The sequence below is a fragment of the [Chlorobium] sp. 445 genome (assembly GCA_002763895.1).
Taxonomy (GTDB): Bacteria; Bacteroidota; Chlorobiia; order Chlorobiales; family Thermochlorobacteraceae; genus Thermochlorobacter.
Genome location: NSLH01000005.1, coordinates 61,018 through 73,400 on the forward strand (window position 1 = coordinate 61,018; position 12,383 = coordinate 73,400).

General features: G+C 48.1%; 11 protein-coding genes and 1 pseudogene. 3 read left to right on the top strand and 9 right to left on the bottom strand.

Features of this window, described 5'->3' with window-relative positions; genetic code table 11:
* Positions 1–10 precede the first annotated feature (10 nt).
* On the bottom strand, positions 11–1,144 hold the full coding sequence (locus tag CMR00_03380) for a mannose-1-phosphate guanyltransferase (GenBank protein PIO48756.1): 1,134 nt from the start codon (positions 1,142–1,144) through the stop codon (positions 11–13).
* Between the two features lie 145 nt (positions 1,145–1,289).
* Here CMR00_03380 and CMR00_03385 point away from each other — a divergent pair.
* From CMR00_03385 to CMR00_03395, 3 genes and pseudogenes are all read left to right on the top strand, one after another.
* Positions 1,290–1,876 (top strand): annotated as a pseudogene (locus CMR00_03385) (16S rRNA (guanine(527)-N(7))-methyltransferase RsmG).
* Between the two features lie 6 nt (positions 1,877–1,882).
* Positions 1,883–2,806 carry an N-acetylmuramic acid 6-phosphate etherase gene (gene murQ / locus CMR00_03390; GenBank protein ID PIO48717.1) on the top strand — a complete coding sequence of 308 codons (924 nt, stop codon included), beginning with the start codon at positions 1,883–1,885 and terminating at the stop codon, positions 2,804–2,806.
* A gap of 45 nt (positions 2,807–2,851) precedes the next feature.
* Positions 2,852–3,265: a hypothetical protein gene (locus CMR00_03395; GenBank protein PIO48718.1), complete on the top strand. Its 414-nt coding sequence runs from the start codon at positions 2,852–2,854 to the stop codon at positions 3,263–3,265.
* Positions 3,266–3,408: 143 nt separating this feature from the next.
* Here CMR00_03395 and CMR00_03400 read toward each other — a convergent pair whose 3' ends face one another.
* The 8 genes from CMR00_03400 to CMR00_03435 all read right to left on the bottom strand — a co-directional run bounded on the left by CMR00_03400 (position 3,409) and on the right by CMR00_03435 (position 12,255).
* Positions 3,409–4,665 carry a cell division protein FtsZ gene (locus CMR00_03400; GenBank protein ID PIO48719.1) on the bottom strand — a complete coding sequence of 419 codons (1,257 nt, stop codon included), beginning with the start codon at positions 4,663–4,665 and terminating at the stop codon, positions 3,409–3,411.
* Positions 4,666–4,782: 117 nt separating this feature from the next.
* Complete coding sequence (ftsA, locus tag CMR00_03405) at positions 4,783–6,084, bottom strand: cell division protein FtsA (GenBank protein ID PIO48720.1); 1,302 nt, start codon at positions 6,082–6,084, stop codon at positions 4,783–4,785.
* 27 nt (positions 6,085–6,111) lie between these two features.
* On the bottom strand, positions 6,112–7,122 hold the full coding sequence (locus CMR00_03410; GenBank protein ID PIO48721.1) for a hypothetical protein: 1,011 nt from the start codon (positions 7,120–7,122) through the stop codon (positions 6,112–6,114).
* Complete coding sequence (locus CMR00_03415) at positions 7,119–8,063, bottom strand: UDP-N-acetylenolpyruvoylglucosamine reductase (protein ID PIO48722.1); 945 nt, start codon at positions 8,061–8,063, stop codon at positions 7,119–7,121. Before CMR00_03415 ends, CMR00_03410 begins: the two co-directional genes overlap by 4 nt.
* Entirely contained in the window at positions 8,060–8,491 is a 432-nt protein-coding gene (locus CMR00_03420; protein ID PIO48723.1) for a hypothetical protein, read from the bottom strand. The genes CMR00_03415 and CMR00_03420 overlap by 4 nt, the downstream gene beginning before the upstream one ends.
* Positions 8,491–9,921, bottom strand: a complete 1,431-nt coding sequence (locus tag CMR00_03425) for a UDP-N-acetylmuramate--L-alanine ligase (GenBank protein PIO48757.1) — start codon at positions 9,919–9,921, stop codon at positions 8,491–8,493. The genes CMR00_03420 and CMR00_03425 overlap by 1 nt, the downstream gene beginning before the upstream one ends.
* A gap of 4 nt (positions 9,922–9,925) precedes the next feature.
* Entirely contained in the window at positions 9,926–11,041 is a 1,116-nt protein-coding gene (gene murG / locus CMR00_03430) for an undecaprenyldiphospho-muramoylpentapeptide beta-N-acetylglucosaminyltransferase (GenBank protein ID PIO48724.1), read from the bottom strand.
* A 26-nt stretch (positions 11,042–11,067) separates the two neighbouring features.
* Positions 11,068–12,255, bottom strand: a complete 1,188-nt coding sequence (locus CMR00_03435; protein PIO48758.1) for a cell cycle protein — start codon at positions 12,253–12,255, stop codon at positions 11,068–11,070.
* Positions 12,256–12,383 lie beyond the last annotated feature (128 nt).

The window sequence follows — 12,383 nt, forward strand, 5'->3', positions numbered from 1 at the left end:
CTTTTTGCGCTCACATAAACTCTTCGAGCTGGCGACGTTTCAGAGCATCAACAACCGTTTTCACTTCTTGCGAACGACCGCGTTTGCAAATGAGCAGTGCATCTTTGGTATCAATCACAAACACATCATCAATGCCGACCACTGCAATGCTTTTACCTTTGGGGCGAATTGCAAGCACATTCTGCGCTTCATTGAGCACAATCGAGTCATCTATAATATGCTCGTGGGAGAGATAGCGGAAAATCTCGTCCCAGCTACCAGCATCTGACCAGCCAAAATCTCCTTCCAGCACATAGACCGATTGTGCTTTTTCCATGATGCCATAATCAATCGAAATTGGATGTACCCAGCTATAGAAATTTTCAATTGTTTTGCGTTCTTTACGCGTCCCGATGGCTTGCATAATCGCTTGCATATCCAAATAGAGCTGCGGCAAGCATCGCTCAAATTCTTTGAGAATGCTATTGATGTGCCAGACAAAGACACCGCTATTCCATAGAAAGTCGCCGCTTGCTAGAAAGCCCTTTGCGGTTTCAAGGTCGGGTTTTTCTGCAAAGGTTTTGACTTTATGCGCGCTAATACCGAAGCGCACTTTGATGGAGGTAGTCAGGTCAGTATGCTCTTGATTAGCTTGAATGTAGCCATAGCCTGTTTCTGGTCGGTCGGGTTTGATGCCAATTGTTACGAGCGCATCGGTCTTTGCTGCGATTTCAACCGCCGCACGCAAGGTTTGCTGAAAGAGTTTCACATCGGAAATCAGGTGGTCGGCAGGCAAGACACAGACAATTGCATCAGGGTCGCGTTTCTTAATGTAAGCTGATGCCAGTGCAATACATGGCGCTGTGTTACGACCTATCGGTTCGACAATGATGTTGCGCGTTGGAATATGTGGCAGTTGTTTTTTAGCTAAAGTTTTGCCTGCTTTGTTAGTGATAATGAGAGTGTTTTCGGTCTTCACGATGCCCTGCAGTCGCGCAACCGTTTTTGCAATCATCGTGCCATCGCCGAAAAAATCTAAAAACTGTTTTGGCATCTTCTTGCGCGAAAGCGGCCACAACCGTGAGCCCACACCGCCCGCCATAATGATGGCATAAATGTGTTCGTTTTGGGATAGGGTATGCGGAACTGAATTCTGACCTATCATCATGCTGCTTGGTTTTATTGCGCTGACAAATCAAGTTAAGTATCTTAGCATAATTTCTCAATGGCAAAATCTGCGCTAGCCCTTGACCCGAGCTGAACTTGAGCGTATCGTAACGCAGCTATCTGGCACGCTCCCTCTTTCGCACATGCAGCAAGAGCAGCTTTGGCGATATGCTGAACTTTTACTGGCGTGGAATAAAAAGGTGAATCTTATCAGTCGGAAAGACGAATCTGGTGTGCTTTCTAAACATATTCTTCATTCGCTTTCGATTACATTTTTTCATCAATTCAAGAAAGGTGAGCGTGTCTTGGATTTGGGCACGGGTGGTGGCTTGCCCGGCATTCCACTTGCGATTGCCTTTCCTGATACACTCTTTTTGCTCATTGATGCTATTGGCAAAAAATCACAGCCTGCCAAGATATGATTGTTCAACTTGGACTGAAGAACGTGGTGGCGCAAAAGAAACGCAGCGATGAGCTCAAAGGCGTGAAGTTCGATGCTATTGTTAGCCGTCAAGTTGCCACTATGCTCGAGCTTTGCAAGTGGTCTGAGCCCTTGCTCAAAAAAGGCGGTAAGCTCATCTGCCTTAAAGGCGGTGATTTGGAGACGGAGATAGGCGAGGCACTCATCTACGGTGCAGAGCATCTGTCGTTTCCCGAGCGCATTGCGCAACATCCGATTGATTTTTTGGGCGAAAAATTTTCTGAAAAAGTTGTTGTCATTGCCGAATAATCCATCATGTCATCACCCAGTCGTCTTTTCAAAGAACTCTCTAAATTGCTCACAGAGCAGCAAAATCCAAATACACTTCACATTGATGAATGCTCTGCTTTGGAGATTGCACAGCTCATCAATGAGGAAGACAAAAAAGTGCCGCTGGCTGTCGAGCGCTGTTTGCCTGAGATTGCTGCAGCAATTGAACTTGTTGCGACTACCTTTCGTCATGGCGGTCGGCTTATTTACATCGGCGCTGGCACCTCAGGACGTTTAGGCATTTTAGATGCTTCAGAGTGTCCGCCTACTTTTGGCGTTAAGCCCAGCCAAGTGCAGGCTATTATTGCGGGCGGACGTCGTGCCGTATTTCGAAGTGTAGAAGGCGCCGAAGATGATATGGATGCTGCTATAGAGGCGCTTAAAGCCATCAATTTCTCTAAACACGATGTGCTATGCGGCATCAGTGCCAGTAAGCGCACGCCGTTTGTCATTGCTGCTCTGCGCTATGCGCGCTCGCTGCGTGCTAAGACTATCTTCCTTACTTCGAATCCTGATGTCAAAGAAAAAGCGACTGTGGTGATTCGCACGCTGGTGGGACCCGAAGTTATCATGGGCTCGACGCGCATGAAAGCTGGCACGTCGCACAAAATGGTTTTGAATATGATTTCGACCGGGGCGATGATTCTTTCAGGAAAAACCTTTGGGAATTTGATGGTGGATTTGCAGCAAACCAATAACAAACTGCGTGAGCGCACCAAGCGTATTTTCATGCTGGCAACAGGTGAAGATTACCCAACGGCAGAACACTACTTGCGCGCTGCTAAAGGGAACTTGAAACTTGCTCTGATGATGAAACTCTCTGGACTCAACTATGCTGAGGCTAAAGCTGCCTTAGAGGCAGCCGATGGTTTTATCAAACGTGCGCTGCGTCATGTTGGTAAATTGTGAAACTCTGCGTGTTGTCGCATCTTTGCAAGATGATAGCAGTCACTTTTGAGGAAAGAGCCTGTGAAAACAGAACTGTGTTTGAAATTTGAGTTTTGTGCCTCGCATTCACTTTCTGTGCGTGAAGAGCCGCACGAGCATCTCTGGCGCGTCAGCGTCAGTCTTTCTGGCGAGATACAGCACGGCATGATTGTCAATTTGCCTGATGTGCGTCAGGCGTTTGAAGCCGTGCTTGCACCGCTGCGCCATTCATTTCTCAACGAAAATCCGATTTTGCCCTCTGATGCACAAGCCACACCGACCTGCGAGACGCTCAGTGCCTTTCTTTTCAATGCTTTTGATGAATGCTTGACCAAAGCGTTCAAACCTCAGAATCCGACAGTGCAACTTGGCTCGGTCGAGGTCGCTATTTGTGAGCCGACAGGCTTTGAGTGGGGCTCGGTTAAACGCACGCGCGCATAGCCAACTGCCAGAGGGTTCTTCTTACTAAGCACAGGCAGAATACACAGGTACATTTTTTCTAAACTACGACAACGCACAGGCCTGCTGTCGCTCATCGTGCTTGGCGATAGCAGAGTTGCTCTTTAGGTGTTCGCCTTTCAGGTTTAGTCCATAATTTTCCGCAGAAAAGCAGGTGTATCCGAGTTTGTTTTTCGGATGCGGTCTTGCTCTGGCGTCAGATTAGGCTTTTCAGGGTGCGACTCTGCCTCATTGGACTTAGCATTTTCAAGCGGCTCAGGTGAAGTCATGCCCAAACGAATGAAGGTAGGTGTATCATCGCGCTTTTCTGGCCTTTCATACATTTCGGTATTCATTCGGCTGAGTTTGCTTTCGACATTAGGATTGACAGACTTCGCTAAATCTTCTCGGCGCACGACGCGCAGTTGCTCAGCGGCGGTTGAAGGTTTTTTCTTGTTGAACCCGGTTGCAATTACTGTGACGTTGATTTCACCGGGCACGGCGTCATCTTCAACAATGCCATGAATGATCGTGGCATCACTGCCAGCTTGCTCGTAGATGTAGTTCATGGCTTCTTGCGCATCGCGGATTTTGATATCGCCTGTCAGATTGACCAGCACACGCGATGAGCCCTTGATAGAAACACCATCGAGCAATGGGCTTGAGATAGCTTCCATTGCGGCTTTGAGTGCACGATTCTCACCTGAGGCAGTTGCAGAGCCCATCACAGCATCGCCTGCATCCGACATAATATTGCGCACATCCGCAAAGTCGACATTGACATGACCATGCTTGGTAATGATTTCTGAAATGCCTTTTGCTGCACGGTAGAGCACATCGTTAGCCAGATTGTAGGCTTCTTTGATGCCTAAATCGCCATTGGCAAAACTTAGAATCTTTTCATTTTGTACGACAATGAGCGTATCGACTTGTTTGCGCAGTTCTTCAATACCGCGTTCTGCGGTTTCCATTGTGCGTCTGCCTTCGTATTCAAACGGTTTTGTTACGATGCCAATGGTCAGGATGCCCAAATTCTTTGCAATCCCTGCGATGACAGGCGCTGCACCTGTGCCTGTGCCTTTGCCCATTCCTGCGGTAATGAACAGCATATCGGTGCCGCGCAGAAGCTCGGAAATCTGCTCTCGGTCTTCTTCAGCGGCTTTCTTACCAATTTCCGGATTGAACCCTGCACCAAGTCCTTTGGTCGTCGCTTTACCAATCTGAAAGCGCTGTGCTAAAGAATTGTTCAGGGCTTGCTGGTCTGTATTGAATGTGATAAACTCGACGCCAGTGATGCCGCGCTCAATCATATTATTGACCGCATTACCACCGCAGCCGCCAATGCCAACAATTTTGATGCTTGCCCCAACCAGTGATTGAGACCTATCGAACTCAAATGGCATAATTTCCCTCCTTTATCCGTCTATTGACTGTCAAGTTGCTGCTCTTGCGCAAGTTGCGCATCGGGCACCGTTGAAATGTAGATTTCTATCAATTCTCTTGTTGAAAGCATAAGCATTTTAGATTTGGTCGAACCAATTTCTCAGTTTTCCAAACAGATTCAGGCGATTTTCCTTTTCAGGCTCGCCTTCAGTCACAGGCTCGTTTAGCGGCGTCTCCTCTTTCGGTGGCGCTTGCTGCATGGATGCCGTAAATTGCTCTTGCTGCTCAAGGTCCTTGATAGCACGTAAGACTAACCCGACAGCGGTCGCATAAATCGGTGAATGCAGTTCTCCTACCATGCCGCCTGTGATGCCTTCGGGCTGACCAATTCGGACATCGAGTCCTAACACTTCTTGCGCCAATGCTTGATTGCCATTGATTAAGCTGCCGCCACCCGTGATGATAGCGCCTGCGTTGAGATAGTTGTAATAGCCAGAGCGTTTGAGAGCTGCACGCACATACTCAAAAATTTCGGTCATGCGCGCCTCAATGATGTTCGTAAGTGTGCTGCGCATAAAGGTCTTTGGCGCACGTCCCTCAATACCCTGCACCAAAATTTCTTCATCTTTGATAAGATCACGTGAATAGGCGCAGCCGTGGCGAATCTTTAAGTCTTCAGCAACTTCATGCAGCGTTTTGAGCCCAATCGCTACATCATTTGTGACATCAATCGCTGCCCACTTAATGACCTCGGAATGTCGAATCACACCTTTGGTGTAAATCGCTACATCGGTAGTGCCGCCGCCAATATCAATGATTGCGACGCCCGACTTGCGCTCGGAATCTTTCATGACCGCCATGCCTGAGGCAATCGGCTCAAAGGTCATTCCGTTAATCGTTAAGCCTGCTTTTTCCACGCACTGCTGAATGTTTCGCACTTTGGTCTTCATGCCTAAGACCACATAGACCGACCCTTTCATCGTTGTGCCAATAATGCCAATCGGGTCTAAGACACCTTCTTGGTCATCGACAATAAATTCTTGCGGAATTGCATGAATGATTTCTCGCTCTACATCCAGATGTTTCAAATTTGCTTTAGCTTTTTCGACAAAGCGCATCACGTCGCTGTAATTGACAATGCCACTTTGGTTGATACTCACTTCTGCATGAGACCTAATGCACTGCACATGCTCACCAGAAATGCCAACATTGACACCTTTGATACGAATCGAGGATGTATGCTCAGCTTCTTTTACAGCCTGACGAATCGCATCAACGGTTTTGTTGATATTGACCACGGCAGCGCGAGACAGCCCTTCTGAATGCGCTCGCCCAACGCCTAACACATTGATTTTGCCAAATTCATCTTTTTGGGCAACTACGGCGCACACCTTTGTGGTGCCGATGTCAAGCCCGACCACAATTTTTTCTTTTGCCATCCTGTACCGTCCTTTTCTCGTTTGGCGTCATTGCCGCTTGTTTTCAAAATTGGGTTTCAAATTCTGGACAGATTTTGCAAACACACATCGATCGTAGCGCAAATCCACGTACTCGAATTGCTGCACACCTTTTTTGACAATCACTTGTCTCCAAAATGCCTCGAAGGCACGCAGCTTGCGCTCGTACTCGCCATCACTGCCAAACACAAAGCGCGTGTCTGCCTCGTTTGAGAATGCAACAAGTTCTTTTGGTGTCAGGCGCACTTCTGCTATTAGTGTTCGGCAGAGTTCACGCCGCCGCAAGGCTGCAAGTAACTCCAGTGCACTTTTCGCCTCTGCCGAATCCAGCGCCAAAAAGCCCTGACGATTGTGATGCACTTTCTCAAATCCCGATAGCCACGGCAAGCGCATTTTGCCTAAGAACTCTGGCTCTGCATCTGCTAAGACTCCATCTTCTCCGACCACTTTCAAACGCCCCCCAACTGCAGTGAAAGCCACAAACTGCCGCTCCTCAATTCTTAGGTGAATGGTGCTTGGAAATTCTTTTGTCGCTACCACTTTCTTTATCAGCGGCAGCGTGCAGAGCGTATCTTCAATTTGGGCTAAATGCACCTCTCGCATGGTTTTGCCTAGCAAAAAGTTGATGCGCTCTGTTATCGCTTCCGTGCGCGCCAAATGATTACCCGTAATGACAAACTCTTTGAGCGACACCTGCTGCGCCCACACACCTGCCAGTGCACCTAACACCACCAGTCCACTGACCACGCCCATCACGACAAGGGTTTTCGGTTGCTTTACCCCTTTTTCATTCTGCGCGCCTTTGAATGTGTGGCGTTCTTGGCTTAGCGCTGGTTGTGGCTCAATGCTACCATTCTCTTCTTCGTCAATTTTGTGTGGCGCACTCACTTCTTCTTGCGGCTTTTCGTGCTGCACTTTCTCAGCATAGTTGCCTGCCGCAGTTGGCACATTTGCACTGACTTTTGGCTCACGCTCAAACTCCACGAAGCCGTTATCAACTTTTTCTCTTTCTTCGCTCATAGCATCACACCTTCTTTTTTCACTTCAAAGCCAATAAGTTTGATTTCAAGTTCAAGCCCAATGCCGAACTTGTCTTTGACGGCGCACTGTGCCAGACGAATCAGCGCAAGCACATCGCTGGCTTTTGCACCGCCGAGATTGACAATGAAGTTGGCATGCTTTTCTGAAATTTGTGCGTTGCCGTGTCTTGCACCTTTCAGACCGCAGGCTTCAATGAGTGCACCTGCATAACGTGGCTTACCTGTTTCATCATGCGGCGGATTTTTGAAAATGCTACCTGCATTCGGCAAGTTGAGCGGCTGTGTAGCACGACGTTTGTCCATCCACTCCTTGCGACGCTGCATTGCTGCCTTTTGCTCGTGTGGTGTTAGTTTTTTTAGCCGCATCTCGGTTGCAAGAATCACATCGTTTTGCAAATCTGTGTCGCGATATGTGTAACGAATCTCAGATTTATGCAGACGCATAATTTTTCCATCGCGCACAACTTCTACCCATTCAATCACTTCAAAAATTTCTTTACCATAGGCGCCAGCGTTCATTAAAATTGCGCCGCCAAGGCTACCCGGAATGCCTGAAAGATTTTCCAATCCGCCCAACCCTTGCTTCAGCGTTTGCATAGCCAGCGCGGGCAAATCGGCACCAGCTTCGGCATAGACGCGCTCGCCTTCAATGACCACATGCTCCAAGTTTTCTCGCAATGAAATCACTGCACCGCGCACACCTTCATCACTAATGAGAATGTTGCTGCCGCGCCCTAAAATGATGTAAGGCATATTTGCTTGGTGAAAGAACGCTACTGCACTTACCACATCGTCTTTGTCGCACGGGCGCACGAAGAAGTCGGCGTTGCCTCCAATTTTGAAACTAGAGTATGACGCCAGATTTTCGTTGAGCACAATCTTGCCACGCACAGCTGCTCTTAAATCTTGCAGTTTGATCATTTCAGGCTCAGTGTTCGTGTTGCATAATCAATTGTCAGTTTGCGCCCTCTGAAAAATGGAAAGCCAAGAATCATTTCTACCTTTCGTTTCTGCGAGATACCGACCAAATTGAACTGATTGTGAATCATGGACATATCCATCACCGCTACACGCAGGCGTTTTGCTACAGCTTCATCTAAGCGAATTTCATTTGCGCGCACAAATTCAATTGAGATTGCACCACCAATGCCATGTGCGCTTTTCTCTTCATTTGGCACTTCAATGTGCGCAAACTCCATTTCCTTTGCCAGACTTTCTGTAATCACACAGCCCGTTGCCCCTGTATCAATGATTGCAGTTACCAGCCGAGAAGCAGTTTTGCCTACCAGTTCAGCTTTCACCAAAATGAGCGGCAGCGCTTTTGATGCCAATTGAAATCGAATCGCCATTAGTGGCTAACAATGTGTTGTCGAAGTTCCTCTGCGAGCTTATCTGCAAATTTCGTGATGTCGCCTGCGCCCATTACAATTACCATATCGCCACTGCGCACGCGGCTCAGCACACCAGCCAGCAAGAGTGTTTTATCGGCAATGAAAGACACACTCGTGTAGCTGCGCCTGCGCATCTCTTGCTCAATTATACTGCCCGACACATCAGGAAACTCTTCTTTTTTTTCTCGTGAGCCATAGACCTCTGTAATAAAAACCTCATCGGCAAGCATCAGAGCATCAGCAAACTCTCTGACGAAATCTCTCGTGCGCGAGTACAGATGCGGCTGAAAGACGGCTATCACGCGACGCTCTTTCCAGCCTTCTCGTGCCGCATTGAGCGTTGCACGTATTTCCGTTGGATGATGCGCATAATCATCTACTACCATGACAGGACTTGACGGCAGCGACTTGATTTGAAAACGCCGTCGCACAGGATAAAACTTTAAGAGTGCTCGGCGAATATCCTCAAACTCTAAGCCGATTTCTTCGGCTACCGCCACCGCCGCCAGCGCATTCTTGACATTATGCACCCCTGCTGCATGTAAGCCTATTGCGCCTAACTCCTTTCCACGGTAACGCACTTTGAACTTTGTCGCAGCATGATGCGATTCAATATCGTAGGCGATATAATCACAATTTTCTGCTGTGCCGTATGTGATCACCTTCTGCTCAAAGAGGTGCGCAATTTCCATGATGTTGAATTCATCGCCACAGCAGACCACGGCGCCGTAAAACGGGGCTTTGTTAGCAAACTCCACGAATGCCATTCGCAAATCGTTAAGATCTTTGTAAGTATCCAAATGTTCTGCTTCCAGCGTGGTGATGACAGCAATCGTTGGCGTCAGTTTCAAGAACGTGCGGTCAAATTCATCGGCTTCGACCACCATAAATTCACTCTCACCGACAATTGCACTGCCTTGCATCTGCGTGAGATTCTGGAAGTAATCCGAAATGCCGCCAATCATCACGGTTGGACTCAACCCGCATTCTTGCAAAACCACACCAATCATGGTGGTTGTGGTTGTTTTGCCATGCGTGCCAGCCACGCAGATACCAATCTTGTGGCGCATCAATTCGCCGAGTAATTCATCGCGCTTGATAACAGGAATGCCTCGCAGCTTGGCTTCCACTGTCTCAGAATTCGTCTCTGGGTTGACCGCCGACGAGTGAGCGACAACATCAGCACCTTCAATTACATTTTTGTTATGCCCGATGCAGATGATGGCGCCCATGGATTTGAGCCTTTCGGTAATCTCGCTTTGCTGTTGGTCAGAGCCGCTGACTTCAAAGCCACGTTTGAGCAAGACCTCGGCAATGGCACTCATTCCAGCACCACCAATACCCACCAGATGCACACGCTTTGTGCGTCCTAATGAGTTGTATTTAATCTTGCTATTCTTCACTTGTCTCTGTTTGATACGCTTTTGCTAATCGAATGACCCGTTTTGCAATGTTCAATGCCGCATTTGGCTTTGCGCGTTTTTTTGCTTTTGCTCTCATTGCTGAAAGTTTTTCATCATTTTGTATCAAGTCAAAAATCTTCTCTTTGGCACGCTGGCTACTGATGTCTTTGTCCAAAATCATTTCGGCAGCACTGCTCTCTGCCATGGCTTCAGCATTGTGCACTTGATGATTTGCTGCTGCAAAGGGATACGGCACTAAGACCGCCGCCACGCCCATGTTGCACAGTTCAGCCAGTGTTGAGGCACCTGCACGGCAGAGTGCCAAATCTGCTGCAGAGTAGGCATAATCCATTCGGTCAATGAACGCACCGAGCCAGAGATTTTTCTTTTTGCCCACGCGCGCGGCAATACTCTCGAAATCTACCTTTCCTGTCTGCCAGATGACATTAAACTTTCGTAATGCTTCCTCAAGCCAACTTTCTACTGCACGGTTCAGTGAGCGCGCTCCTAAGCTGCCACCGAAGACCAGCAGCGTTTTGCGGTCGCTATCCAGACCGAAGAAGTCGCAGGCTTCGTCTTTCGGATGCACTTCAAAGCTGCGTGTCGGATTGCCTGTTACGAAAACCTCATCGCGATCGAAGTAGTCGAGCGACTCTAAGAACGACAGATGCACTTCATCGGCGCGATAGGCTAAGATGCGCGTCGCCAAGCCCGGCTTTGCATTTTGCTCTTGAATCAGCGTTGGAATTTCCCATGACTGTGCTTGCCAGACCACCGGTGCACTGACAAAACCGCCGGTGCCGACTACGACATCAGGCTCTTCTTGAAAAAACAGTCGCTTGCACTCGTTCAGGCTTCTATAGAGCTGAAACGGAAATTTCAAATTTTCAAAGAGCGTCTTTGGCGAAAATCCTCGCTTCACGCCAATTGCTGAAATCAAATGCAGTGCAAACCCGAGTTTCGGCACCTGGGTTGCTTCAATGCCCCTTTCTGTACCGACAAACGAAATCACAGCACTGGGTTCTAACTTCAACACTTGCTCTGCAATCGCCACCGCTGGATAAAGATGCCCACCTGTACCACCGCCCGCAAAGATAATTCTCATTGCTCTTCATGCTTGATCGGTTTCATTTAGTCTTGCTTAGGCATAGCGCTGGCTACATTTGCTTGTGCATCTTTCTTTGCTGATATCTTTGCCGATGCGAGCCGCTTTCTTTCACGCGAAATGCTAATCAGCACACCTATGCCAAAGGCATTAAAGAGCATGGCACTGCCTCCAAAACTCACAAATGGCATTGGCAAGCCTGTCGTCGGCAAAAGATGACATGCAACACCGGCATTGATGAACGCATACAACCCAATTGCTAAAGTGATGCCATAGGCTAAGAACTTGCCAAAATCGTCTAATGCACTTTGTGCAATGAGTACGCCGCAGACGATAATCCCACCAAACACAAGCAGCAAAACGATTGCTCCGATAAAGCCATACTCTTCACCAAAAATGGCAAAGATGAAATCGTTGTAAGATGCTGGCAAAAAGAGTTCGCGTTGTTTGCTTGCACCAATCCCAAGTCCTGTCAAGCCCCCATTACCAAGTCCAATCAAGGCTTGTTCGATCTGATAACTTGCTTTTTGACTTCCTGTACCGATGAACGACATTAAGCGCTCCATACGATAACTTGCCGATACTGCAAAAATGGCGGCAAGCACACCTACTGGCAAAAGCGTGAGCACCAGATGCTTGAGGCTTGCCCCGCCAATGAAGAGCATGGTAAAACCAATCACCATCAAAACAGACGCGGTGCTAAAATTTGGCTCTAATGCTACCAGCGATCCGATAGCAATAATGACGGTCAGCATTGGATAATAAGCCCGCTCCAAATCCTTGATGTAGCGCTGTTTTTCTGCTAACATCGTTGCCATATGAATGATCAGTGCATATTTGGCTAAGTCAGAGGCTTGAAACTTCAATCGTCCGTAGCCAATCCAACGCGCCGCGCCATGGATGACCCCCAGACTTTTGAGCACTAGCAGCATTGCAAGCAACACGAGGCTAATTATCAAAATTGCTTTGCTCCACTTCTTCAGCAGTTTGTAATCCATGCCACCCACGATGAAAATCACAAGTAGCCCCAGCAAGGCATATCCTGCTTGTCTCCAAAGAAAGTAGGCATCGTTATCGAATTTTGTAGCCGCCCAGCCAGCACCGCTGCTATAGACAGCAAGTATGCCGATACACATCAGAATCACGACCAAGAGCAAGAGCAATTTGCCTGCAAGACTCTCAAAAGTCTTTTCTGGAATGAGATTGCCATGCATCATTTGCCCTAAGGCACTTTGCGCGCGCTCTTGCGTCTCGCGCTGCCCCCTACCCGACAGAAGGTATATGGTCGACAAGGATAGACACGAGTTCTTTTTCGTTCTTAAAACTTTCTTTTTCAATTGCG

What these genes read in the sequence shown, in the direction of transcription:
- CMR00_03380 (PIO48756.1), bottom strand. Translation starts at nt 1,144, where the DNA reads ATGATAGGTCAGAATTCAGTTCCGCATACCCTATCCCAAAACGAACAC.
- murQ (PIO48717.1), top strand. Translation starts at nt 1,883, where the DNA reads ATGTCATCACCCAGTCGTCTTTTCAAAGAACTCTCTAAATTGCTCACA.
- CMR00_03400 (PIO48719.1), bottom strand. Translation starts at nt 4,665, where the DNA reads ATGCCATTTGAGTTCGATAGGTCTCAATCACTGGTTGGGGCAAGCATC.
- ftsA (PIO48720.1), bottom strand. Translation starts at nt 6,084, where the DNA reads ATGGCAAAAGAAAAAATTGTGGTCGGGCTTGACATCGGCACCACAAAG.
- CMR00_03410 (PIO48721.1), bottom strand. Translation starts at nt 7,122, where the DNA reads ATGAGCGAAGAAAGAGAAAAAGTTGATAACGGCTTCGTGGAGTTTGAG.
- CMR00_03415 (PIO48722.1), bottom strand. Translation starts at nt 8,063, where the DNA reads ATGATCAAACTGCAAGATTTAAGAGCAGCTGTGCGTGGCAAGATTGTG.
- CMR00_03420 (PIO48723.1), bottom strand. Translation starts at nt 8,491, where the DNA reads ATGGCGATTCGATTTCAATTGGCATCAAAAGCGCTGCCGCTCATTTTG.
- murG (PIO48724.1), bottom strand. Translation starts at nt 11,041, where the DNA reads ATGAGAATTATCTTTGCGGGCGGTGGTACAGGTGGGCATCTTTATCCA.
- CMR00_03435 (PIO48758.1), bottom strand. Translation starts at nt 12,255, where the DNA reads ATGCATGGCAATCTCATTCCAGAAAAGACTTTTGAGAGTCTTGCAGGC.